The following is a 24,157-nucleotide window of genomic DNA, read 5'->3' on the forward strand; positions in this document are numbered from 1 at the left end:
CTCAGGGTCACTCGACGGGCGTGAGGAAGTGCACCTCCGGGGCCATGCCGGTCATGTCCATGGCCGGAGTCATGTCGAGCAGCCCGTTCTTACTGGCCGCGGCGAGCGCCGTCGCCGCGGCCGCCGGGTCGCTGCCCTCCAGCATGTAGCAGCACACGTACCGGCGAGGCCCGGACTCGCCGCCGCTGCCCAGGACCGTGTAGCGCTGGACGTCGGTGATGCCGGGAACGTGCTCGCGGACCTGCGGAACGTGAGTGTTGGTGTACCACTCGTTGAACTCGTCCTCCGCCTCCACACTCACCGGGCTCGTCCAGGCCAGGAACATCGCGGTGCTCATCCACCCACTCCTCAGAACTCATCCGCCGGCGGCGGCCCGACCTCCGGGAACAAATCCTGGAACGCGCCCACCGTGATCCGCTTCCGCACCGCTTCGGGCACGTCGTCGAACAGCTCGTGCAACGTCTTCTGCGTGTGCCCGTAGGTACCCTCCAGATGCGGGTAGTCACTACCCCACATCACGTTGTTCCACCCCAGATACTGCATCGCCCCCACCGCGGACTCATCATGCTGGAACGACGCGTAGACCTGCTCGTACAGGAACTGCTTCGGCGGTTTCGACAACTGCGGCCGCACATACATCCCATGCTGGCGGTAGCCCTCATTCATCCGGTCACCCAGGAACGGACCCCACGTCGCACCACCCTCAGACACCAGAATCTTCAAATCCGGATGCCGCTCCAACGCACCCGAAGTGATCATCTGCATCGTCGCGACCTGACCACCCCACGTGGTCTGGGTGTAGTTCAGCACCGCACCGCCCGGACCGTGGAAGACCACCCCGTTGAACTTGCTGGCGTCATGGGGTTCGGTGCCGATGTGGAACGCGAGGACCTGATTGGTTTCCTCGATCGCGGTCCACAATGGATTCCAGTAGTCGATGTAGTGATACGGCTTCTGCCCCGGCGGCACCGCCGTCGGCAGAAACACCGCACGGAACCCGAGATCCGCGACCCGACGCACCTCAGCCACCGCATCCTCGACATCCAGCAGCGAAATCGAAGCCGTCGGCACCAACCGCTGCGACGCGGCCATGATGTACTCCTTGGCCCAATCGTTCAGCGCCGCCACCCCCGCCGCCATCAGGTCGCGGCTCTTGATCGAGCTCGCCCAGATCCCGATCGAGGGAAACGTGACCTCCGCCCAGATGCCTTCCTCGTCAAGATCCCGCAGCCGCAACATCGGGTCGTTCGCCCCCGGGGCGCGTTTGTTGACCAGGTCACTCATCGTGTCGCCGGTATTTCCCGGCCTGGGCATGTTCCGCTTGAACTCCTGCCCATCCACGGTGACGATCTCGTAGCCGTCGAACTTCTGGCTCTTGGGCATCCGGTCCGCCAGCGCCTTCGGCAACCGCTGCTCGAACAAATCCTCCGGCTCGACGAAATGCGAGTCACCGGAATTCGCCCAGATCTTCTTGGGGATCGCCATGATCCTTCCTCCCTCGTTCGGTAGTCCTGAACCCGTCAGCCGGTGACGATGACTCCACGGGCCGCCATGTCGGCGATCGCCTCGTCGTCGTAGCCGTACTCGCGCAGGACCGACTCGGTGTGCTGCCCCAGTGTGCAGCCCACGGTCGCGACGGTCTCCGAGCGCGAGAAACCCACGAGCGGGCCCACCCGCGGGTACTCCTCGAGGATGGGGCTGTCGACGGTCACGAGGTAATCGTGCTCCTGGCCGAACTCGCCGAGATAGTTCTGCTCCGGCCTCCGCTTGTCGGCCTCGACGCAGCCGATGTCGGCGGCGAGCAGGTCGCGTTCCCATTCGGCGGCCTTCTGGGTGGTGAAGACCGCGGCGAGGGCGTCGGCGAGTTCACTCGCGTGCGCCGCGCGCGCGTCGGCATCCACGAAGCGGGGATCCTCCGCGAGTGCGGCGAACGCGGGCTGCGCGATCAGGTTCGCCCAGTCGCGCTTCGTCGGAGCAGCAAGGAAAACCCAGCCTTCGGAAGCTTCGTACAGCCGATAGAGCGGGCCGAACCCGAAACCGTCCGCGTCGGCCGTGGGCGGCTGCGGCTTGTCCGCGTATTCGATCGCGGCCTCGCACAGCGCGTGCGTGCAGGAGTTGAGCATCGTGGTGAGCGCGTGCTGACCCGCGACGCCGCGCTTGCGGAAGTACGCGCCGAGCGTCAGCGCCGTGGCCACCGTGAGCGCCGCGACCCCGTCGGGCTGGGCCGCCGAGCCCGTGCCGGAGGCGTTGAGCTGGATCGACCGTGCCCGCAGGACGGCGAGGTCGTCGGTGTCGTCCTCGGGGACGAGTGAGCCCGCGTTGCGCATGGTCATGCCCGAACCCGCGGACATCGTCGGCGCGAACGCCGGCCGGTGGCCGTACGGCCCGTCGACCCCATAGCCGGGAGCGTTGAGGTAGAACAGGTTCGGGTGCCGGGCGAGCAGGTCCTGGGCGCCGACCCCGAGCCGCTCGGCGGCGCCCGCCCGGAACGAGCACAGCACCAGGTCCGCCGTGGCGGCGATCTTCTCCAGGATTTCCTTCGCCTCGGGCGCACCGAGGTCGAGGGCGACCGATTCCTTGCCCTGCAGCACTTTCAGCGCGCCCGCCTCCGGGAACGGCTGCAGGAAACGGATCGGGTCGCCCGCCGGCGGCTCGATCTTGATGACCCGGGCGCCGAGGTCGGTGAGCACCGTCGCCCCGAACGGCGCGGCGTAGAAGGTACCGAGTTCGAGGATCGTGACACCGGCCAGCGGGAGGCCGCCATCGAGGTTCGCGTCGGCGACGACGTGTTCGCGCTGGGCCGCCACGGCCCTGGCTCGCAGTTCGGCACCGTGCTCGTCGACCCGCGGCGCGCCGCGATCGAGCACGGCCGGCGTGCCGGACAGCCGCACCAGCGCCGCCGGCTGCAGCACCGCGCCCCGTTCCGGGTCCTCGATCGTGACCGTGTGGCCACCGAACCGCATCTGCGGGTGGTGCAGCACTTCGCTCCCCCGCCGGAAGGTCTCCGCGGACACGTTCGGATCCTCGTCGAAGACCGCCTCCCACTCGGCGAGGGTCCTCTTGCGAACCTCGGTCAGCAGGATGTTCCAGAACTCCATCCGATCTCGGACCGGCTCGAAGTTGGGCAGCGTCTTCCACCGCGGGTCCTCGTACATCCACTCCAGCCCACACGAGCGGATGAACGCCCGGAACAGGTGCGGCTGGGTCTGGGAGAACTGCAGCCAGTGCCCGTCCTTGGTCATCGCGACGAGCAGCAAGTAGGTGAAGTTGTAGTTGGGCACGCCGTCGTCGGACACCGGCGGCTTCACCAGGAACGCGTCCGGGAACCGCTGGGCGATCAGCGTGTTGGCCTGGTTCCAGGGATCCTGCCCGGACAGCGACTTGGCGAGGCTGGTCTCCACGAGCTGCCCGAGCCCGCTGGTCTCACGTTCGTACAATGCGGCGAAGATCCCTTGCAGGAGAGCCTGCGTGGCGCTGTACGACGCGTAGGGCACGGTCGCGAAGGTGGGCCCGGGACGCACGGACGCCTTGCCGAAGGCGTTCGTCAGGATGCCGAGCTTGGCCATCACCATGCCCTCGTACCCCTTGGCGTCACGCAACGGGCCGGTCCGGCCCCAGCCGGTGATCGAGCCGTAGACCAGCCGTGGGTTGAGCGCCGAGAGCACCGGGTGGTCGAGCCCGAACCGCTCCAGCGTGGTGGGCCGCACCGTGGTGATCACGATGTCGGCTTCGCTCGCGAGGCCCCGGGCCACGTCGGCGTCGGCGGGCTCGTGCAGGTCGAGCACGACACTCTTCTTGCCACGCGCCAGGAACGGGTACGCCGCGGCGCGCCGGAGCACGCCCCCGCCCGGCGGTTCGACGGCGACGACCTCGGCGCCCAGGTCCGCCAGGAACTGGCCGGCCTGGGCGCCGGCGATGGTGTCGGAGATCTCGACGACACGCAGGCCGTCCAACGGGCCACTCATCCAACCAGCTCCTCGTTGCGCGGGATGATCGGGAAGACCTCAGCGGGCCCTACGTGACGGCCGACTCCAGGTGTATCAGGATCCTCTTCTCATGTAAAGTATTAATCTAACTGTTTAGCCGGACCCGCGGAAACCCGGTTTACTCAGCGCCCTTTGAAGACGGGTGACCGCTTCTCGGCGAAGGCCCGCGGACCTTCCTTCGCGTCCTCGGAAACGCTCACGACCGCCATTTCCTTCGCCGTCAGCTCCCACAGCCGGGCTTCGTGCGGCCGGTCGCCACCGGAGTAGCCGAGTGCGATGCGCTTGTTCGCCCGGACCGCGAGCGGGGCGTTGGCAGCGATCTTCGCGGCCAGCTCCATCGCCACGCCGAGCACCCGCGCGGCGGGGACCACGCGGTTCACCAGTCCCAGCTCGAGCGCCCGGTCGGCGTCGATCGCCTCACCGGTCATGAGCAGCTCGAGACCGATCCGCGCCGGCACCTGCGCAACGAGCCGGAACGCACCGCCCGCCGCCGCGAACAGCCCGCGCTTCACCTCGGGGAGCCCGAACGACGCGTTGTCGGCCGCGATCACCAGATCGGCCGCCAGCGCGAGCTCGGCGCCGCCGCCCAGCGCGACACCGTTCACGGCCGCGATCGTCGGCTTGTCGATGTAGCGGCCGACGAACCCCGCCAGCCCCCACCGTTGCCACTGCTCCCCTTCGGGGAGAATCCGCTCGCCGCGCGAGATCGCCTTGAGATCGGCTCCTCCGCAGAACGCCTTGTCACCCGCGCCGGTGAGCACGATCGCGCGCACCTCGTCGTCGCGCTCCGCCTCGGTGATCGCGTCGCCCACCCCCTGGCAGACGGCCTCGTTGACCGCGTTGCGCACCGCCGGGCGGTTGATCGTGATGACCATGACGTGGTCGCGGCGCTGCACCAGCACCGGGTCGGTGGCCGGCTCCGGCTCGCTCATGCTCGCTCCCCTGCTTAATCAGTTAGCTTATTCAACGAAAGTACCGGGCGGTCGTCAAGACCCCCGGATCTCCGCTGTGAGCGGCACACCGGAATCGCGGATGACAGGAACGCGGTCAGCTCAGCTCGCGGTCGCGTTCCTCGGGTCCGATCCGTTGGCGGACGCGGACTTCCGTCGTTCACCCTGTTCGCGCGGCAGCTCTTCGAACCCGCAGATGAGCCGGCCGATACCGAAGTCGAAATCCTCGTCGTCGGTGCCGGAAAGCGTGTGCCGGTCGAGCAGGCCGTCCAGGACCGGCATGGGTGTCCAGTCGTCGATCATCCGCCGCTGCCGCGCGGTGTCGGTCGTCGGCGCGTGGGACAGCCGCAGGATGCGCGCGTGGATGATCGATCCGCGCGTGTAGACGCCGATCGCGTTGTACACCTTCAGCGCGTCGTCCGGGGTGAACCCGTCCGCGACGAGCTTGGCCACGATGGCCTCGATCACCTCGAACATCCGGCGGGCCGCGTCGCGGCTGTAGGTGCTGGTGCGGATGAGCAGGAGGTCGGAGAGCACCTCGTCCTCGCGGTGGATCTCCCGCTGGGCACGGAAATGCGCGGCCAGGGTGTGCTGCCAGGTGTCCTCGGACCGGACCTCCGGCGTCAGCCGCACGACCTTGTCCACCGCCCGGTCCGTCATGGCGTTGAGCAGTTCTTCCTTCTTGTGGAAGTACCAGTGGATGCTGGTGACGCCGATGTCGAGGTGCTCGGCCAGGATCGGCATGCTCAGCTGGTCGAGTGTGCTGGCGCGGGCGACCTCGAACGCGCCCGCCACGATGTCGTCGGCGTTGATCGAGCCGCGCTGACGCCGCTTCGGGGCAGCCTTGGCACTGGGCTTGGTCACGCCATTCCCTCCTCGCGGCGCCGGCGGTCATGGTGCTGCGTCAGGTGACCCCGCTGTGTAGACGTGGGAAGGACTCTACCTCAGCGCGACCGCGATCCCGGCTGACCGCCGATACGCTGGGGCGATGACCGAGCCACTTGTGATCGTCGATCCGCGCGATCGCCCGGGCCCCGATGATCGCCTCGTCGTCGGCGTCGCCACTGAGCCGGGCGCGCCGGAACTGGCCGCGCCGCTCGACGTGACGCTCGTGCCGCGAGAGGCCGCCACGAGCCGCGAGTTCGTCGGCGTCGAGGATCCCGCGGCGGAGGCCGAGGACCTGCGCGCCGCCGCCGAGGCGAACCCGCGGGCGGCGCAGGTCCTCGCCCAGGTGCTGCGGGCCGGGGTGCCCGAGGTGGACGCGGCGCTCGACCTCGAATCGTTCGCGTACTCGACCCTGCTGGGCGGCCCGGAGTTCCAGAAGTGGCTGGACAAGCGCGGTCCCCGCCCGCTGCCGCCGCCCTCGGCCGAGCCGGTGCTGCTCGACCGCGACGACGCCCTGCTCACGATCACGCTGAACCGCCCCGAGCGCCGCAACGCCTACGGCCGCGAGGTGCGCGACGCGCTTGTCGAGGGGTTGCGCCTCGCCGAACTGGACCCGAGCGTCGAGCGGATCGTGCTCACCGGCGCCGGCCCGTCGTTCTGCTCGGGCGGCGACCTCGACGAGTTCGGCACCACCCCGGACCTGGTCACGGCGCATTTCGTGCGGACACGGCACGGCGCGGGACGGCTGTTGCACCGGCTGGCGGCGCGGACGGAGGTGCGGGTGCACGGCGCGTGCGTCGGGGCGGGGATCGAGCTGCCGGCGTTCGCGGGACGCGTGGTCGCGGCGGCGGGCACGACGTTCCGGCTGCCGGAGGTCGCGATGGGCCTCATCCCCGGCGCGGGCGGAACGGTGAGCATCCCGCGGCGGGTCGGCCGCTGGCGCGCCTGCTACCTCGCACTGTCGGGTGTGCCACTGGACACCGCGACGGCGCTGGAGTGGGGCCTGGTCGACGAGATCGTGCCGGCCACCACCGCCTGATCCCCTGGTTGACAAACTCCCGGGCACGGCGCATCTTAGTGAAAATGGCGTTTTCAGTTGCGAGGCGCCGACACAGGCTTTGAACGGGAGTACACGATGGACAAGATCTGGGCCAACTCGGGCGACTCGCACTTCCTCGAGCCCGAGGAGCTGTGGCGCGACAACCTGCCGCCACGGCTGGCGGAACTGGTGCCGCGGGCGGAGAAGGACCCGGACGGCGAGTGGGAGACCGTGCACATCGACGGGATGTCGTTCCGCCGGAAGCTGCCCACCTCCGCACAGGTCGCGTTCAGCGAAGCGAGCACCCGGGCGCCCGGCGCGGGCAACATCGACCTGCGCATGAAGGACCTCGACCAGGAGGGCATCTGGAGCGAGCTGGTCTTCCCGTCACTGGGCATGTGGAGTTCGTCGTTCCGCACCCCGGAGGTGCTGCGCGAGGCGCTGCGGGTCTCCAACGACTGGGCGTACGAAACCATCGACAAGGCCCAGCCCCGCCTGATCTCGACCGCGCAGGTGTCCACTCTGGACATCGACGACGCCGTGCACGAGCTGGAGCGGATCGCGGAGATCGGGTTCAAGGCGGTGTTCCTGCCGACGACCCCGCACCCGCTGCAGGTGGACTACAACCGCAAGGAGTGGGAGCCACTGTGGGAGGTCGCCGAGCAGGCGGGCATCGTGCTCGCGTTCCACATCGGCACCGACCCGATCGACCTCGCGGCGGGCGGCCGGGCCGGCGTCACGCACCGCGGCCCCGGCGGCGCCGTGCTGAACTACACCGAGACCACCTTCAGCGGCCAGCGCGCGGTGACGAAGATGGTCGCCTCGGGCGCCCTTGACCGCCACCCCGACCTCAAGGTGCTGGTCTCCGAAGGCGGCGCGACCTGGGTGCCGTTCATCGCGGACCGCATCGAGGAGGGCTACCGGCAGCACTACATGGCGGTGCGCCCGAAGCTGAACCGCACCCCGCGGGAGATCATCTACTCGCAGGTGTACGCGTCCTTCCAGCACGACCAGTCCGCGGTGGCCGCCGCGGCGTACATGGGTTACGACAACGTCATGTGGGGCAGTGACTACCCGCACATGGAAGGCACCTACGGGCACACCCAGCAGACCCTGCACGACCTGTTCGACTCGGTGGAGCCGAAGCTCAAGGAGCGCATCACCGTCGGCGCGTACCGCGAGCTCTTCCCGCACACACCGGCCGTCCCGGCGGCGGTCTGAGAGCCTGGCAGCCATGAGCGACAACCTCCTGCACGACTCGCCCACGGAGTTCCTCCACGAGGTGGCGAACCACCAAGGGGAATGCGTGGCACAGTCGGTCATCCCCCGCGACGACGGCGTCTACGTCGTCGCCTGCTCCTGCGAGAAGTGGGAGACCACCGCGCCGAGCCGCGAAGAGGGCCTGCGGCTGGCGCGGCGGCACACCGGCAGCATCGGGTGACCGGGCACGGCAGGCCCCGCCTGTCGTGATCAGCACGTTGACAACCGGACCACACGGGCGTCTACTGAAAACGACATTTTCGTCGGGACGCCCGGGAGATGAAGGCATTTTGGGGACAACGGTTTTCCTCGGCCCGCTGCACCCGCGCCACGGGACCCACGAACCGACCAGCGGCACGCCGGAGCGCGCGCCGCGCTCCGTGCGCCGCACGGTCACCACGGACATGCTGCGGCCGGACGGGCTCGAGGGACCGCTCGTGCTCGTCGGCTCCGGGCGTGACCTGCGCACCGGCGCCGACGGCACCCCGGTGGAAATCGGCCGCGCGGCATACACCGCGAAGGTCGACTTCCTCGGCGGGTGGATCCTGCAGGAGCTGACCACCGACCCACCGCGCCCGGCGTTGCAGTCCCTGACCGGCGCCGGTACCGGTTCGGGATTCCGCGCCCGGGTGCTCGCGGCCGATCCGGACCTGCCCGGCCTGCTGCACCAGCTCATGGACGACGTCCCGGTCACGACGCTCGTGTCCGGCCACTCCTATGTGGCGGGGCAGGCGCGCACTCCCGACGGACCGCTGAACCTCGCCGGCCGCCCGGCCTTCGGGCGCGACATGTGCGCGGGGTTCGCCGACGGCGGAACCATCATGAACAGCTTCGACGCCACCGGACGGGGTCCCCTCGTCACGGGACCGCCGGCCCATCCCCTGACCACTTCGGACCCGTGGGCATGGCACGAACTGCCGCCGCTGCCCTCGCACGGGATGCGCCGGCACCGCCGGATGGACGTGACGGAGTCCGGAGTGGACGTTCTGTTCCGCGACTCCTACATGGATCCGGACGGGGTGGAGACCCTGATCCACGAGTACACAGTGGACGTCGAGTTCGACGGCGACCGGATCCGTTCCTGCGAGGCGACCCCGCACGCACTGCCCTGGGTCGAGTGCCCGGCCGCCGTGGCGAGCGCCGGACGGCTGGCGGGCGTGCCGCTGGCCGGCCTGCGTACGCACGTGCGGAACACGTTCACCGGAACCTCGACCTGCACCCACCTCAACGACACCCTGCGTGCCCTCGAAGACGCACCTTTCCTGCGCGACGCGATCGCGTGACGGTCGCCGGCGGCGCACCGTCCTAACTGGACGAACTTGGACACCCCGGTCCGGGAGCACCCGGACCGGCAGCACAACGTGGAGGCGACGATGACGTCACAGCACACCGCCCACCCCCGCGGCGGCCGATCATGACGGCCGGGGACGTCGCGATCGTCGGCGTGGGCGCCACCGAGTACTACCGCCGCGGCCGGTCGCACCCCCGCACGATCACCGAACTCGCCGGCAGCGCGATTCTCGCCGCGTGCGAGGACGCCGGCCTGTCGGTCACTGACATCGACGGGTTCGCCTACTACTCCGGCGCCGGCGGCGGCTACGGCCAGGCGATGGACACCGCCGAGTTCATGGAGACCCTCGGCATCCCCGAGGTGACGTTCTCCGCGTCACTCACCGCCGGTGGTGGCGGTGCCGCGGGCTCGATCGGACTGGCCCGCGCGGCGATCGTCGCCGGGGACGCCAACGTCGTCGTGACGGTGATGGCCCTGCAGCAGGTCAAGGCCCGGCTCGGCCAGGTCATGGCGATCAGGCCGCCGAGCCCGCTCGGCTCCTTCGTGCAGCCGTCGGGCCTGTCCGGTCCCGGGCACATGATGTCGGTCCTGACGCGACGGCACATGCACGACTACGGCACCCGCCGCGAAGCGTTCGCCGAGATCGCGATCTCGCAGCGGCTCAACGCGGCGAACCGGCCGAAGGCGATCATGAAGGACCCGATCACCAAGGACGACTACTTCAGCGCCCGGATGATCGCGGACCCGTTGTGCCTGCTGGACTTCTGCCTCGAAACCGAGGGTGCGGTCGCGGTCATCACGACGTCGGCGCAGCGCGCGAAGGACCTCAAGCAGAAGCCGGTGCCGGTCGTCGCCGCCGCGCACGGCGGGCACCGCGACTGGGGCCGCGCCTTCGGCTGGTACGGGATGCCGCGGGAAGACTTCGCCTCCTCCGGGCACGCGCCGGTGGCCAAGCACCTGTTCGGCCGCGCGGGGGTGACCCCGGACGACATCGACGTGGCCCTGATCTACGACCACTTCTCCCCGATGGTCCTGATGCAGCTGGAGGACTACGGCTTCTGCAAGAAGGGCGAAGGCGGCCCGTTCGTCGAGTCCGGCGCGCTGCGGTACAAGGGCGGCTCGATCCCGGTCAACACGCACGGCGGGCAGCTGTCGGAGGCCTACATCATCGGCATGACCCACATCAAGGAAGGTGTCGAGCAGATGCGCGGCACCGCGATCAACCAGGTCGCCGACGCCGAGCTCGCGCTCGTCACCGGTGGTCCCGCCCACCTGCCCGTCTCGGGCCTGATCCTCGGGAAGGCCGCATGAGCGCGCCCGTGACGTCCGCGGCCCTGCCCGCCGACAAGGTCAACATCACCACCGACGGCTACACCGAACCGTTCTGGCAGGCCGCGAAGGAGGACCGGCTCGTCGCGCCGAAGTGCGGCGAGTGCGGCCATTTCCGCCTGCCGCCCACGCCGTTCTGCCCGGAGTGCCAGTCCCGCGAGGTCGAGTGGACGGAGCTCTCCGGTGTCGCCGAGGTGTTCAGTTTCTCGGTGCTGCACGGGTTTCCCGGCATCCCCGACATCACGATGATCGCCGCCGTGCTCGACCTGCCGGACGCCCCCGGCGCCCGGCTCGTGTCGAACATCGTCGGGGCGGATCCCGCGACCGTGGCCATCGGCGACCGGGTCGAGGTGTTCTTCTCCCCCATCGCCGACGGCTGGAAGATCCCGCTCTTCCGCCCGGTGAGCTGAAACCGTGACGGTCGTGGCGGGCAGCGCCGCACCCGGCGTCGCCACGCTGCTGACCTTGCAGGACGCCGGCCAGGACGTGTTCCGGGCCGGCGTCCGGGGTGCGGGCCCGCCACGCGTCTTCGGCGGGCAGTTGCTCGGGCAGGCGCTCGTCGCGGCGGGCCGGACCGTCGGCGAAGGCCGGCTGCCTCACTCCTTGCACGCCCATTTCTTGCTCGGCGGGGACGCCGCGCAGCCGCTGGACTACCACGTCGATCGCATCCGGGACGGCAGCGCTTTCTCGGCCCGGCAGGTCACGGCGCGGCAGGCGGGCAAGGACCTCTTCGTCCTCACGGCCTCGTTCCACGACCGTGAGGACGGCTGGTCGCACCAGATACCCCGTGCGCACGGGCGCGACCCGGACACGCTCCCGCCCGGGCACGAGACGATGGCCGCGGCGGGAGAGCATGACCTCGCGTGGTTCCGGGGATTGACGAAGGCCGTGCCGCTCGACATCCGTTTCGACGGCCCATTGCGCCGGGTGGCCGCCGTCCGCGGCGAGCCCTCCGAGCCGCGGCAGCGCTTCTGGTTCCGTACCCCGGAAGAACTTCCGGCGGATCCGCTCGTGCACTTCGGCGCCACCGCGTTCGCCTCGGACGTGCTGCTGCTCAGCGTCGCGCTGGCGCCGCACGCGCGGTTCGTCGGCGGTCCGGGGCTGGTGTTCGCCAGCCTGAATCACGCCGTCTGGTTCCACCGCGCCTTCCGTGCCGACGAATGGCTGCTCTACGACCAGGAAAGCACCTGGGCGGGCAACGGCCGCGCCCTGTGCCGCGGTCTGGTCTTCGACCGCGACGGCGAGCTCGTCGCGTCGGTCACGCAGGAAGCGCTGATCCGCCGATCACCCTAGAGGATCCTGATATAATTCCGTCAGTCGCGCCATTCGCACGCAACAGGGAGCCGCAACGATGCCCTCCGATGACGACGCCCAGATCCGCGCGGTGCTCCTGCTCGCCGCCTTCCTCGCCGACGAGGGGAAGCTCACCGATTACGACCGCGTCTACGCCCAGGACGCCACCTGGACGGGCGGGGGCAAGACACAAACCGGGCTCGACGAGATCATCGCCGCGTCGCAAGGCCGCCGGGACTCGGGAACGACCGGTATCGGCTCGCACAACCGGCACGTCACGACCCCGGTCTCGGTGACCGTCGACGGCGACCAGGCCGAAGCCGTGTCGTACTTCATGTTCGTCACCTCGACCAATGCCACGCCACAGATCAAGATGTTCGCCACCTACCGCGACAAACTCCGGCGGACCGCCGACGGCTGGCGCATCACCGAGCGCGTGAACCAGCCCGACTGAGGCCCGTCGCCGGCTCAGCCGGCGGAACGAGGCCACGCTCATGCCCGCCCGGTTCGCGAGGGTCCCCACCTCGACCGGCGCGTCGACATGGCGGCGCATCCGTGCTGACGTTCGATTTCCGGAATTCCGGACTGAGTGCGGCGGCGAATGGCGGGATGGCATCGAACGCCCGGTTCGAAGCGCGTGACGTGCTCGGCTCACTTGCCTACGTGCGCTCACGCCCCGAGCTGGCGCGCATGACGCTCGGGCTGTTCAGCCGCTGCATGGGCGCCCACGCCACGTTCAACGCGATGGCTCTCGACCACGCCGCCTTCGCGGACGTGCGATGCCTGGTCGCGCCGCTACTCCTCACCCCGATGGTCATCGTCGAGCAGCAGCCCGCTGGGACGGCTACCTGTGGTTCCAGCGCCACCCGGACCGGATCCTGGAGTGGTTCGGCAAGTACCTGGGGTGACACTAGGGATCCTCTTCGTGAGCCGCTCCTCTACAATGAACTATGCTTCTGCATAGAGGATCCCCTAACCGAGCTGGGCTCAGGACTCGGTGTTGCGACGGGACGGAATCGCAATGACCGAGGCCAGCGGGGACGGGGTCAAGCTCGCCGAGCAGATCGCGGAGCAGATCGAACAGCGCATCGTCGACGCGGGCTGGCCGATCGGTGAGATCATCGGCTCCGAAGCCTCCCTCATCGAGCAGTTCGGCGTGAGTCGCGGGGTCCTGCGGGAGGCGGTGCGGCTGCTCGAACACCACGGGACCGCGCGGATGAGGCGCGGCCCCGGCGGTGGTCTGGTCGTGGCTGCTCCGCCCGCGCGCGCCGTCCGCCGCGCCGCGGCGCTGTACCTGCGTTATCGCCGCGCGGACGTGCAGACCGTCGTCGAGGCCCGCCGGGTGCTGGAGTTGAGCTGCGTCCGCCTGGTCGCGCAGCGAGCACGCGACCCGCAGGTCACCGACAGGCTGCGCCGGATCCTCGACGCGGAGGTCGACGCCACCAAGGCGGCGGGGTCGACCCGTTTCCTGCGCAGCTTCCACCTCGAACTGGCCGACCTCAGTGGAAACTCGGCCATCGGACTGTTCGCCGAGATCCTGATGGAGCTCCAGTCGGAGTTCGTGAACGAGGCCCGGAGCCAGCCGGCGAGCGAGGAGGTGGTCACCGCGGACGCGCGCGCGAGCCATCGCGCGCACCTGGCGATCTACAATGCCCTCATTTCCGGCGATGTGGAGCGCGCGACCTCGGTCATGGCCCGGCATCTCGACGCCATCTCGAAGTGGACACTCGAATACGCGGACCGGCAACACTGACGCACCGGACTTACAGCCTGACCACGACTTTTCCCGTGTAGCGGCCTTCGAGCATGGCGGTGAACGCGGCGGGGCACGATTCGAGACCGTCCACGAAATCCTCGAGGGCGACCACCTCGCCGCTCTTCACCCAGCCGCCGACCTCGCGGTGGAAGTCCGCCATCCGGTCCAGGTGGGTGCGCCAGAACAAGCCCTGCACGAGCAGCCGCTTCAGCATGATCTCGTACCAGCCCGGTCCCGGTTCCGGCTCGGTGAGGCTGTACTGCGACACCTGGCCGCACACCACGACCCGCCCGAACTCGTTCAGGTGCGGCCACACCGCGTCCCGGACCCGGCCGCCGACGTTGTCGAAGTAGACGTCCACACCACCGGCGCAGGCGTCCGCCAATTGCTCGGCGAAGGAAGCGGACCGGTGGTCCACACATGCCGCGGCACCGAGCTTCTGCTCCACGAAACGGCATTTTTCCGGCCCGCCGGCGACACCCACGACGCGTGCCCCGCGCAGCCTCGCCATCTGGACGACGAACGACCCGACCGCGCCGCCCGCCGCGGAGACCACGAGCGTCTCCCCCGGCCGCGGCCGCCCGATCTCCTCCAGCCCCACATAGCCGGTGAACCCGCTGATCCCCAGCAGCCCCATCCACACGCTCGCGGGCGCGAGATCGAGGTCGATGGCCGTGAGATTGGCGCCGTCGGAGATCGCGTGCGTCTGCCAGCCACCATCGACCGAGGCAACGTGGGTCCCGACCGGGAATTCGGGGTTCTTCGAGGCGATCACCCTGCCCGACGCCGCACCGTAGACGGTCTCGCCGAGGTTCAGCTTCACCGCCTCGCCAGGCAAGGCCGGCGTCATCCGCACCCGGGCGGCCGGCGCGAGCCCGAGGTGCGTGTGCTCCACGACCACCTGCCCCGCCCCCGGCTCGGGCACCTCCCCGTGCTCCAGTCGGAAATCCTCGGGCACGGGAAGGCCGACGGGATGACGGGCGAGCACGAACCTCGCGTACGGCTTCGTCGCACCTTCGCTCACCGGAACCCCCTCTCCGCTCACCAGTGCCCGACGTCGAGCCTCGGGTCGAGCCGGACGTCGACGAGCAGGGGCCCCTGGAGGTCCTGCGCCAGCTTCGCGACCTGGTCGAGCTCGTCGAGCTGGGTGACCTTCAGGACCTGGGCCCCCATCGCCGCGCCGACCTCGGCGATGTCGGGCCAGTCGACGAGCGAGAAGTCGGGGTCGTCGCCGTGGCCCTTGAGCTTGTTGTACTCGGCGCCATAGGCACCGTCGTTGAGCACCACGACCAGCAGCGGGACCTTGTGCCGGGCCGCCGTGCTGAGCTCCCCCGCGGTCATCATGAAGCCGCCGTCGCCCATGATCGCGACCGTCAGCCGCTCCGGCGCCGCGACGGCCGCGCCGATCGCGGTCCCGAGCCCCAGCCCGATCGAGCCGAAGGTGCTGGTGTGGGTGAAGCGCAGCGGGTCGGTGACGGTCATGAACCGCCAGGCGGCCATGATGAACCGGCCGACGTCGGTGACGACATTGCGATCCGCCGGGAGGATCTTGTCGAGCCGGACCACGGCCGAGCGCACGTCGACACAGCCGCCTGCGGACTTGTCTTCGAAGTCGTCGGTGGGGCGGTAGGCCGTCAGCCGCTCGCTGAACTTCCGGCCCCACCCCGAGCCCTCGAACTCGGCTTCCTTCAGCACCTCGGTGAGCCGCCGGGCCACGACCGCCGCGTCCCCGTGGACCACGTGGTCGACCGGGGTGTAGAGACCCACGTTGGTCAGGTCGGTGTCGACCTGGAGGATCCGTTTGCCCTGCGTCAGTTCCCCGATGAACGTGGTGTAGCGGTTGAGCCCGGCGCCGAAGACGAGGAGGCAATCGGACTGCATCAGGATCTCGGTGCCGACGCTGGACGCCAGGCTCCCGCAGATCCCCAGGTTGAGCGGGTGCCCGGCGAATAGGTCGCGGCCGAGCAGTGTCGTGGCGACCGGGCAGCCGAGGAACTCCGCCAGGGCCAGCAGATCCTCGCGCGCCCCCGCGGCCGCGGCCCCGCGGCCGGCGAGAATGATGGGGCGCTTCGCGCCGGCGACCAGGTCGAGCGCACCTTCGAGCGTTTCCTCTTCCAGCGTGCCGTCCACGACCCGAGTCGCGGCCGGCACCCGATTCTGCGGCGCGTCGGCCTCGCCCTGCATCAGCGCGTACGGCAGATTGAGGACCACCGGACGGCGTTCGGTCCGCGCCCGGTGCAGCGCCCGCCGGAGGTCGAACACGACCGACTCGGCGGAATAGACCCGCTCGTAACCGGCGCCGGTCGGCGCCACCACCGCGCCGATGTCGATCATCTGGGTCCAGGTGCGCACCGGCGGGGTGTCGCCGGTCAGGACCACGATCTGGCTGCGGTTGCGCGCCGCCTCGGTCAGCGCGGTCACGGTGTTGGTGATCCCCGGGCCGTGCGTCACGCTGGCGAAGCCGACCTCGCCGGTCATCCGGAAATAGCCGTCCGCGGCTCCGACGCCGCCCGCCTCGTGAGTGGCACCGACGAACCGCTGCCCCAACGCTCCGGAGTAATGGGCGACGAACTGCATGTTCGCGTCACCCATCAGCCCGAACACGGTGTGGATACCTTGCTCGACCAGCTCGGCGGCCAGTGCCTGGTATGCCTTCATCTGATGTCGCTCTCCTCGTCGGGGGAACCCGCGCCGCCGCGGGTCCTCACAGCAGGTCGAAATCGACCGTGTGGATCACGCCGGTGAATTCGAACGGTGCGGTGTAAGCGTCGGAGACCGGCGCGAGCCGGTCACCGCCGATCTCCAGCCCGGTCCAGGAAATCATCACCGGCATCGTGCGCTCCAGCGCTCCTTGTCCCAGGGAGACACCGTCCGCGAGCAAGGTGATGATTCCGCCGTTGTCTTCGGCGTTCTTGCGGAACTGGACACTCAATGTGGTGGCCGACTCGGGGATCGGCGCGGAGGAAACGACCGTGTGCTCGGAGAAGTAGTTGTAGTCGAGAATCAGCTTTCCGTCGCGCACATAGATCACGTAGCCCGAGGCGATATTGCCGTGTGCCACAAGCACGCCTTCGTGGTGCGCACTGGAAAACTCATCGATGGTCACGTCAATGTCGTAAGAGCGGCGGACGAGCCTCGGCGCGCCGCGGTGATGCACGTGGCTGATCCCGTTGTGGAACCGGAAGGACGTCTTGCCCGCGGAGGCACCGGGCTTGCGGTTCTGCTGGACGCCGAGCAGCTTGGTCCACCGGTCATCCAGTGGCAGCACACCGTATTTCTCGGCCTCCGACCACCACAGCTCGACCATTTCCTTCAGCTTGTCCGGATGCTCCTGCGCGAGATCGACGGCCTCGGACAGGTCCTCGTCGACGTGGTAGAGCTCCCACTGGTCCTCGTCGAAGTCGGTGCCCTGCGGGTGATGCGCGACCGCCTTCCAGCCGTCCTGCCAGATCCCGCGGTGCCCGATCATCTCGAAGTACTGCGTGCGGTGGCTCGTCGGAGCCGCCGCGTCGCCGAAGGTGTACAGCATCGACGTGCCGTGCACGGGCATCTGCTCGACGCCCCGATAGGTCTCCGGCGCCTTCAGGCCCAGGGCTTCCAGAGTCGTGGGCATGACGTCGATCGCGTGATGGAACTGAGTGCGGACGCCACCGGACTCCGCGATCTTGCCCGGCCACGAAACGATGAACGGCACCCGGACCCCACCGGCGTGGGCGTTCTGCTTGTAGCGCTTCAACGGCGTGTTGCTGGCCTGTGCCCAGCCCCACGGATAGAGGCTGCGGGCGCGGCGGGTACCGATCTCGTCGATCCTCGCCAGCGACTCCTCGAGCGTCGGCGTGATGCCGTTGACGAAGTGGGTGTTGTCCACGACGCCGCCCGGCCCGCCCTCCTGGCTGGCCCCGTTGTCGGAAATGAACAGGAAAAGCGTGTTCTCGAACCGGCCGAGCCGTTTCAGTTCGGCGACGAGCCGGCCGATCTGGTCGTCGGTGTAGCTCAGCATCCCGGCATAGGCCTCTTGGAACCGGGCCATCAGGCGTTTCTCGTCCGCACTGAGGTCCGCCCACGCCTCGACCCCGTCGTTCCGGTCGACCAGCTGGGTTCCCTCCGGCAGGATACCCAGCTCACGCTGCCGCTCGAAGCGGGCGCGCCGGATCTCGTCCCACCCCTGGTCATAGGCCCCTCGGAACCGCTGGAGGTACTCGTCGGGAGCCTGATGCGGGGCGTGCGCGGCGCCGAGCGCCAAGTAGAGGAAGTACGGCTTCTCCGGTGCCAGGGACACCTGGTTGCGGATCATCCCGATCGACCGGTCGATGAGGTCGTTCGTCAGGTGGTAGTTCTCGTCGCGCGGAGGTTCGACGGAGTGGTTGTCGGCGACCAGCGTCGGCGAGAACTGATCGGTTTCGGCATCCTGAAAGCCGTAGAACCGGTCGAATCCGCGGCCCAGTGGCCACTGGTCGTAGGGACCGATCACGGTGGCCTCGTCGGCGGGCGTCAGATGCCATTTGCCGACGCAGAACGTGTTGTACCCGTAGTCGCGCAACAACTCTGGCGCGAGCGTCGCGGCCCGGCTGATGCCACCGCGGTAGCCGGGAAAACCGGTGTCATAGGCCGTGAGGCTGCCCATCCCCACCGAGTGGTGGTTGCGGCCACTGAGCAGGCACGCGCGGGTCGGTGAGCACAACGGCGTCACGTGGAAGTTGGTGTAGCGCAGGCCGCCCCGCGCGAGCGCGTCGATGTTGGGGGTCGGGATCTCCGATCCGTAGCACCCGAGGTCGGAGAACCCCACATCGTCGAGAACGAGGTAGACGATGTCCGGACTCCCGTCCGGCGGCAGCTGCGGCGTGGGCCACCACGGTTGCGAGTCGGCCACGTAACGGCCGATCTTGCCCTGATAGCCACGCTGATGATCAGTTGCCTCTATCGTCATGCCTCTCACTCTCCACCAAGCGATACCCTGCGCGCCAGTGCTACACAGTATCCTTTTAACGTTGCCGTTTTCCGCTCAGACCCGGCCGACCTGGATCTGTTTGATCTCCAGCAGGGCCAGCACGGACTCGATGCCGCCCTCCCGCCCGAGGCCGGACTTCTTGTAGCCGCCGAAGGGCACCAGCAGGCACGCCCCGCCCATGTTGAGGGTGATGGTGCCCGCCTCGATCCGGCCCGCGACCGACAGCCCGCGTTCCTCGTCGCGGGTGAAGATGCCCGCGGCGAGGCCGTACTCGGTGTCGTTGGCCATCTCGATCGCCTCGTCGAGGGTGTCGTAGGCCTGCAAGGTGATGACCGGCCCGAACACCTCCTCCCGGACGATCCGCATGTCCGGGTGGACGTCGGCGACCAGCGTCGACTCGACGAAGTAGCCGTACGGCAGCGACTCCGGCCGGCGCCCGCCGGTGAGGATGGTGGCGCCTTCCTCGCGCGCGATCCGGATGTAGTTCTCGACCTTGGTCCGATGTGCTGCCGCGACGAGCGGTCCGACCTGGGTGGCGGGGTCGCCCGGGTCGCCGAGGACAAGGGACGAGTAGAACTCGGTGAGCGCGGTGCGCCACTCCTGTTCCAGCGCCCTGGGCACGAAAAGCCGGGAGTACGTCGTGCAGACCTGCCCGGCCTGACTCATCGTCCCGGCGAACACGACGTGCGCGTCCTTCGCGGGGTCCAGGTCGTCGAGGACGATTCCCGGCGACTTGCCCCCGAGTTCAAGAGTCACGTCGGTGACGTTCTCGGCCGCGTCCTTCATGATCCCGATTCCGGCGGCGGTGCTGCCGGTGAAGGAGATGTGCCGGAACTCGGGCCGCGAGGTGATGCCTTCCACCGGCCCGCGGTCGGCCGGCAGGAAACTCACCAGGCCCTTCGGAATACCGGCCGCCTCGATCGCGTCCGCGATGAGGAAACTGTTCAGCGGGCTTTCGAACGCGATCTTGATGACGACCGGGCAGCCGGCCAGCAGTGCGGGCGCGAGCTTGACCAGGGTGATAGCGAACGTCGTGTTCCACGGGACGATCCCGAGCACCGGCCCCACCGGCTCGTGCACGACGAGCGCCTCGACGGCCCCGACCCGCCGGCGATCAATTCCCTTCGGAAGCTCGAGAGCGAATTGCACGTAACTCCGCACAATGGCCGCCCCGCGGGCCGCCAGCATTGTCCCGGCACCGTGAAGACCACCGAAATCGTTGATATGGACGGTGGCGATATCTTCAGTGCGCTTTTCGATTTCTTGGGCGAGCCGCTCCAGGTATTCCGCCCGCTCCACAAAGGTCAGGCCGCGCCAGGGGCTGTTCGCGAACGCGTCGGTCGCGGCCGCGATCGCACGATCGACGTCGCCCTTACCGGCCTCGGGAACGGATCCGATGATCTCCTCGGTGTAGGGATTGATGATGTCGATCCGCGCCTCGGTCGACGGTTCGACCCACTCACCGCCGATGAAGAGCTTGTCCCGGGTGAACAGGGTCTTGTCGATCCCGGTCACGACTGCTGAGCCAGGACGAGCGACGGCTCGACCGCGCGGACCGGAGCCGGCCGTTCGAGGCCCAGCGTGTCGCGCAGCGTCGTCCCTTCATATTCGGTGCGGAAAATCCCGCGGTCCTGCAACTCGGGAACGAGCAGATCGCAGATCCGGTCCAGCCCTTCGTTCATGTAGGGCGGGGTGATGGTGAAGCCGTCACAGGCCCTTTGGTCGTACCATTTCTGCATCTCGTCGGCGATGCTGCTCGCGGTACCCCGCAGGAGTTGGTGGCTCGCCGATTTGGTCCGCGTGCGGATCAGATGACGCAGGGTCGGCTTCTCCTCGGTGATGATCCGATACATGTTCGGATACCGGCTCGCGTTGAGCATCGTGCTGCGCGCAGCCTCCTCCAGGCTCGGCAGCCGCTCCACCGGAATCGGCTCATCAAGTTCGAGACCGGTCAGGTCGGCGCCGATGAGCTGGAAGGTGAGATCGGCGAGGCCAACTTCGACGGTGATGAGATCGGCCAGCATCTCGGCGATCTCGTCGGCCTCCGCCTGCGTCTCGCCGACCACGGGGATGAGTCCGGGAAGAATCCTGACTGACCCTTGTGGACGCCCGAACTCGGCGACGCGGCTGTTGAGCTTGGCGTAGAAGGCGGTCCCGCCTTCGATGTTGCTCTGCGAGGCGAAGACGACCTCGGCATTGCGGGCGGCGAAGTTGACGCCGTCCTCCGACTGTCCAGCTTGGACGATGACGGGACGGCCCTGCGGCGAGCGCGGCATCGTAAGCGCGTCACGGACTTTGAAGCGGGGGCCCTCGAAGTGAGGGTGGTGGATCTTGCTCTCGTCGGCCCAGACACCACGCTCACGGTCCATCACAACCGCATCGTCATCCCACGCATCCCACAGCAACTGGGTGACGTCCAGGAATTCCTGTGCCTGCGCGTAGCGCTCCGCCTTCGCCGGCATGGTCGCATTGAAATTCTGGGCACCGGAATACGACGTCACCACATTCCAACCGACCCGGCCCTTCGACAAAAAGTCGAGCTGCGCCATCATCCGGGCAGTGTTGTACGGCTCGGTGAACGTGGTCGACACGGTGGCAATGAGGCCCACGTTGCGGGTCACGGCACTGAGCGCACCGAGGGTCGTCAGCGGCTCATACGGGCACAAATCCGGATTGACCGGGTCATCATCAAACGAAGCCTTGTCCGAAATAAAGATCGCATCGAACTTCGCCTCCTCCACCCGCCGCGCCGAATACGCCGCCATCTCCAAACCCAGCAAATCCTCAACGCCACTCTCACGCCGCCGCCAACTATGCGTGAAACGACCAACCGGATTGAAGAACAACACCAGGCTCAACTGGCCATCACGGTGGTCCATGGCTTATCTCCTCATGTGCTGGAAGGCGGCGTGGGCACGATTCAGGCCGGAGGTCCTGCGCCGGGCCGGTCCGCGAGCGGGAGCCCGCGACCCTGGCCATCGTCACAGTGTGTTCGCCGCCCCTCATAAGAGTGTCCTTATCCTGGTCACTCCATGAAACCGCCGAATCTTCATGGTGTCCAATGCATGTCAAAGCCGATATCATGCGTTGAACGCATGCTTGACCCGGCGCGTTCGCACGTAACACCCACCCAGAAAATAAGTGTCCTCTTCGTCGGGATGGCCGGTGCGGCTATTGTTCAGCCAGGAGGTTCCACCGCTGTGTCCCACTGCTGCCCACCGTCCCGGTCACCCGGCGAGGCCCGCGTTGCCGTCGACGTTCCCGGCGTGGGCCCCACCAACACCGACGGGCTGATCACCTTGCCGGGCGGCACCTTCCGGATGGGAACCGATGCCGCGGACGGGTTCCCCGACGACCGCGAAGGCCCGGTGCGCGAGGTGACCGTGGCGCCGTTCGCGATCGACGCCTACGCCGTGACCAACGCTCGCTTCGCCGAGTTCGTCGACGCGACCGGGTACCGCACGGAGGCCGAGGCGTTCGGCTGGACTTATGTGTTCGCGAAGTTCGTGCCCGCCGCCTTGCGCCGGGGTGCGCCGCGGCCGGAGCACGCACCGTGGTGGCTGGGTGTGACGGGCGCGTATTGGCGCGCGCCGGAGGGCCCGGGCAGCGATGTCGAGGCGCGCCAGGACCACCCGGTGGTGCACGTGTCCTGGAACGATGCCGTCGCCTACGGCCACTGGGCCGGGCGCCGCCTGCCCACCGAGGCCGAATGGGAGTACGCCGCCCGCGGCGGGCTCGACCAGGCACGCTACCCGTGGGGCGATGAGCTCACACCCGGCGGTGAGCACCGGTGCAACATCTGGCAGGGCCGTTTTCCCGTGCACAACACCGAAGAAGACGGCCACGCGGGCACCGCGCCCGTCGATGCGTTCGCGCCCAACGGTTTCGGCCTGTACAACGTGTCGGGCAACGTGTGGGAGTGGTGCGCGGACCCGTTCGGCCCCACCCACCGCGCCATGCGCGGCGGTTCGTACCTGTGCCACGAGTCCTACTGCAACCGCTACCGCGTCGCCGCCCGCACCCGCAACACCCCCGACAGCTCCAGCGGCAACACCGGCTTCCGCACCGCCGCCGACGTCTGACGCCGGGCTGCTTCAGCTCTGCGACACGATGAGCCGGAACCCGGCGTCCCACTGGTCGAGTTCGAGCAGGTCATGGTGTCGTTCGTGCCACCGCCCGCTGCGCAGGTCTCGACGGAGGCGGCGTATCCCGCGCTCGACGACGTCGGGGTCGGTCTGAGCGAGCGCGGAACAAGCGCGGCGAACGCCGGGATCGAGATAGGCGGCCGGGCGTCGCCAGTAAGCGGGAAACACCCCGTCGGTGAAGTCCCAGGGCAGCGGCAGGGGCGTGACGTCGGAGGCGCCGAGTTCGTTCGCGATGTCGGCCGCGGAGGGGCGCGCAAGTTCCAGGCCGGCGATCTCGGGCACGTACTCGCGGACGAACCAGAATTCGGTGTGCCGGCGTGTGTCGTAGGCGAGGACGATTTGACGCGGCGCTATCCGGCGGAGTTCGGCGAGCCCGGCTCGCCAGTCGGTCCAGTGGTGCACGGTGAGCACGGCCAGCGCGGCGTCGGCGGCCTGGTCGCGGACTGGCAGGGCCTCGGCGACCGCGCGAACGGCAGGGCTCGCGCCGAGCGGTCGTTGACGGATCATCTCGATGGACGGTTCGAAAGCGAGCACCGCTCGATCCCGCGGCTCGTAGGAGCCGGTGCCCGCGCCCACGTCGGCGATGACGCGGGCGCTGCCGAGCGCGGCGAGGATGGGGGTCATCCACCGGGGGTCGGTCCGCCTGCCCAGCGAGTATCCGGCGCCGATTTCGTCGTAGAGCTCTGTTCCGCCCACGTGCCTAGCTTGCCCGGAGGGTGGCGACCCGGGATCGCCGCCCATCCGGTGCAGGTCAGAGGCCGCGGACCATCTGCGGGTTTGCGGCGACCGGGAAGGTGTGGAAGTAGAGGTTCTCCACCCGGCGGTAGGAGATCCGCCAGCCGTCCGGGGTGCGGATCCAGTCGTCGTGCCAGTAGCCGACCGCGAACGTGTTGCTCGATCCGTCGCGGTTGGCGTGCGTGTGCAGGTGCGGCGTGATCGAGTGGGCCGTGTCGCCGTCGATCGTCACCGTCGCGTGTCCCTCGATGTGCTGCCAGGCGTTGAAGGAATAGCCGAGTCCTTCGGTGCCACCCACGAGTCCCGGCCCGCGCATGAACTCCGCGTACTCGTCCAGCTCGAAGATCTTGTCCGCGCCGTCGGTGGCGTCGATCTTGGCGTCGGGTGCGAACAGCTCACCCCACTGCGCCAGCACGTTGGCGTCGCCGCTGTCGGCCTGGTGCAGGTCCTGTCCCAGCCCGTAGAGGGCGACCTTGTCCTGGATCTCGATGCGGTCCAGCAGGTACTGGACGCGGTCCTGGTCGGTCATCATGCTTCCCT

At 68.7% G+C, this 24,157-nt stretch carries 22 protein-coding genes; 10 read left to right on the top strand and 12 right to left on the bottom strand.

Annotated elements, in window-relative coordinates; translation table 11 throughout:
* Nucleotides 1–7 precede the first annotated feature (7 nt).
* The 5 genes from LOZ83_RS18470 to LOZ83_RS18490 all read right to left on the bottom strand — a co-directional run bounded on the left by LOZ83_RS18470 (nucleotide 8) and on the right by LOZ83_RS18490 (nucleotide 5,800).
* Nucleotides 8–337 carry a DUF4286 family protein gene (locus LOZ83_RS18470; protein WP_236792032.1) on the bottom strand — a complete coding sequence of 110 codons (330 nt, stop codon included), beginning with the start codon at nucleotides 335–337 and terminating at the stop codon, nucleotides 8–10.
* Nucleotides 338–348: 11 nt separating this feature from the next.
* A complete protein-coding gene (locus tag LOZ83_RS18475; protein WP_236792033.1) occupies nucleotides 349–1,485 on the bottom strand; it encodes an amidohydrolase family protein in 1,137 nt (378 codons plus the stop codon).
* A 35-nt stretch (nucleotides 1,486–1,520) separates the two neighbouring features.
* Nucleotides 1,521–3,965, bottom strand: a complete 2,445-nt coding sequence (locus LOZ83_RS18480; protein ID WP_236792034.1) for a CaiB/BaiF CoA-transferase family protein — start codon at nucleotides 3,963–3,965, stop codon at nucleotides 1,521–1,523.
* 143 nt (nucleotides 3,966–4,108) lie between these two features.
* Nucleotides 4,109–4,918 carry an enoyl-CoA hydratase-related protein gene (locus LOZ83_RS18485; protein ID WP_236792035.1) on the bottom strand — a complete coding sequence of 270 codons (810 nt, stop codon included), beginning with the start codon at nucleotides 4,916–4,918 and terminating at the stop codon, nucleotides 4,109–4,111.
* 120 nt (nucleotides 4,919–5,038) lie between these two features.
* Nucleotides 5,039–5,800, bottom strand: coding sequence for a TetR/AcrR family transcriptional regulator (locus LOZ83_RS18490; protein ID WP_236792036.1), 762 nt, complete (start codon nucleotides 5,798–5,800; stop codon nucleotides 5,039–5,041).
* A 124-nt stretch (nucleotides 5,801–5,924) separates the two neighbouring features.
* Here LOZ83_RS18490 and LOZ83_RS18495 point away from each other — a divergent pair, with 124 nt between their 5' ends.
* The 9 genes from LOZ83_RS18495 to LOZ83_RS18535 all read left to right on the top strand — a co-directional run bounded on the left by LOZ83_RS18495 (nucleotide 5,925) and on the right by LOZ83_RS18535 (nucleotide 13,786).
* Nucleotides 5,925–6,860 carry an enoyl-CoA hydratase/isomerase family protein gene (locus LOZ83_RS18495; protein WP_236792037.1) on the top strand — a complete coding sequence of 312 codons (936 nt, stop codon included), beginning with the start codon at nucleotides 5,925–5,927 and terminating at the stop codon, nucleotides 6,858–6,860.
* A 96-nt stretch (nucleotides 6,861–6,956) separates the two neighbouring features.
* On the top strand, nucleotides 6,957–8,081 hold the full coding sequence (locus tag LOZ83_RS18500; RefSeq protein ID WP_236792038.1) for an amidohydrolase family protein: 1,125 nt from the start codon (nucleotides 6,957–6,959) through the stop codon (nucleotides 8,079–8,081).
* A 13-nt stretch (nucleotides 8,082–8,094) separates the two neighbouring features.
* On the top strand, nucleotides 8,095–8,301 hold the full coding sequence (locus tag LOZ83_RS18505; protein ID WP_236792039.1) for a hypothetical protein: 207 nt from the start codon (nucleotides 8,095–8,097) through the stop codon (nucleotides 8,299–8,301).
* 109 nt (nucleotides 8,302–8,410) lie between these two features.
* Nucleotides 8,411–9,403, top strand: a complete 993-nt coding sequence (locus LOZ83_RS18510; protein WP_236792040.1) for a DUF2889 domain-containing protein — start codon at nucleotides 8,411–8,413, stop codon at nucleotides 9,401–9,403.
* A gap of 131 nt (nucleotides 9,404–9,534) precedes the next feature.
* Complete coding sequence (locus LOZ83_RS18515) at nucleotides 9,535–10,722, top strand: lipid-transfer protein (RefSeq protein ID WP_236792041.1); 1,188 nt, start codon at nucleotides 9,535–9,537, stop codon at nucleotides 10,720–10,722.
* Nucleotides 10,719–11,150 (top strand): Zn-ribbon domain-containing OB-fold protein, encoded by a 432-nt coding sequence (locus LOZ83_RS18520; protein ID WP_236792042.1) that lies wholly within the window; start codon nucleotides 10,719–10,721, stop codon nucleotides 11,148–11,150. The genes LOZ83_RS18515 and LOZ83_RS18520 overlap by 4 nt, the downstream gene beginning before the upstream one ends.
* A 4-nt stretch (nucleotides 11,151–11,154) precedes the next feature.
* Nucleotides 11,155–12,033, top strand: coding sequence for an acyl-CoA thioesterase II (locus tag LOZ83_RS18525; protein ID WP_236792043.1), 879 nt, complete (start codon nucleotides 11,155–11,157; stop codon nucleotides 12,031–12,033).
* 58 nt (nucleotides 12,034–12,091) lie between these two features.
* Nucleotides 12,092–12,487 carry a nuclear transport factor 2 family protein gene (locus LOZ83_RS18530; protein WP_236792044.1) on the top strand — a complete coding sequence of 132 codons (396 nt, stop codon included), beginning with the start codon at nucleotides 12,092–12,094 and terminating at the stop codon, nucleotides 12,485–12,487.
* 567 nt (nucleotides 12,488–13,054) lie between these two features.
* A complete protein-coding gene (locus tag LOZ83_RS18535) occupies nucleotides 13,055–13,786 on the top strand; it encodes a FadR/GntR family transcriptional regulator (protein WP_236792045.1) in 732 nt (243 codons plus the stop codon).
* Nucleotides 13,787–13,796: 10 nt separating this feature from the next.
* Here LOZ83_RS18535 and LOZ83_RS18540 read toward each other — a convergent pair whose 3' ends face one another.
* From LOZ83_RS18540 to LOZ83_RS18560, 5 genes are all read right to left on the bottom strand, one after another.
* Nucleotides 13,797–14,813, bottom strand: a complete 1,017-nt coding sequence (locus LOZ83_RS18540; RefSeq protein ID WP_236792046.1) for an NADP-dependent oxidoreductase — start codon at nucleotides 14,811–14,813, stop codon at nucleotides 13,797–13,799.
* A gap of 17 nt (nucleotides 14,814–14,830) precedes the next feature.
* Nucleotides 14,831–16,447: a thiamine pyrophosphate-binding protein gene (locus LOZ83_RS18545; RefSeq protein ID WP_236792047.1), complete on the bottom strand. Its 1,617-nt coding sequence runs from the start codon at nucleotides 16,445–16,447 to the stop codon at nucleotides 14,831–14,833.
* Between the two features lie 46 nt (nucleotides 16,448–16,493).
* On the bottom strand, nucleotides 16,494–18,716 hold the full coding sequence (locus LOZ83_RS18550) for an arylsulfatase (protein ID WP_236792048.1): 2,223 nt from the start codon (nucleotides 18,714–18,716) through the stop codon (nucleotides 16,494–16,496).
* A 75-nt stretch (nucleotides 18,717–18,791) separates the two neighbouring features.
* Entirely contained in the window at nucleotides 18,792–20,252 is a 1,461-nt protein-coding gene (locus LOZ83_RS18555; RefSeq protein ID WP_236792049.1) for an aldehyde dehydrogenase family protein, read from the bottom strand.
* Nucleotides 20,249–21,616: an NtaA/DmoA family FMN-dependent monooxygenase gene (locus LOZ83_RS18560; protein WP_236792050.1), complete on the bottom strand. Its 1,368-nt coding sequence runs from the start codon at nucleotides 21,614–21,616 to the stop codon at nucleotides 20,249–20,251. The genes LOZ83_RS18555 and LOZ83_RS18560 overlap by 4 nt, the downstream gene beginning before the upstream one ends.
* A gap of 387 nt (nucleotides 21,617–22,003) precedes the next feature.
* On the opposite strand from LOZ83_RS18560, the gene LOZ83_RS18565 reads away from it, so the two are divergent.
* Nucleotides 22,004–22,819: a formylglycine-generating enzyme family protein gene (locus LOZ83_RS18565; protein ID WP_374202673.1), complete on the top strand. Its 816-nt coding sequence runs from the start codon at nucleotides 22,004–22,006 to the stop codon at nucleotides 22,817–22,819.
* 12 nt (nucleotides 22,820–22,831) lie between these two features.
* On the opposite strand, the gene LOZ83_RS18570 is transcribed toward LOZ83_RS18565, so the two are convergent.
* Both LOZ83_RS18570 and LOZ83_RS18575 read right to left on the bottom strand, forming a co-directional pair.
* Complete coding sequence (locus tag LOZ83_RS18570; RefSeq protein WP_236792119.1) at nucleotides 22,832–23,506, bottom strand: class I SAM-dependent methyltransferase; 675 nt, start codon at nucleotides 23,504–23,506, stop codon at nucleotides 22,832–22,834.
* A 127-nt stretch (nucleotides 23,507–23,633) separates the two neighbouring features.
* Nucleotides 23,634–24,146: a nuclear transport factor 2 family protein gene (locus tag LOZ83_RS18575; protein WP_236792051.1), complete on the bottom strand. Its 513-nt coding sequence runs from the start codon at nucleotides 24,144–24,146 to the stop codon at nucleotides 23,634–23,636.
* Between the last annotated feature and the right edge of the window lie 11 nt (nucleotides 24,147–24,157).

This window comes from Amycolatopsis sp. GM8 (assembly GCF_021653975.1).
Classification (GTDB): domain Bacteria; phylum Actinomycetota; class Actinomycetes; order Mycobacteriales; family Pseudonocardiaceae; genus Amycolatopsis_E.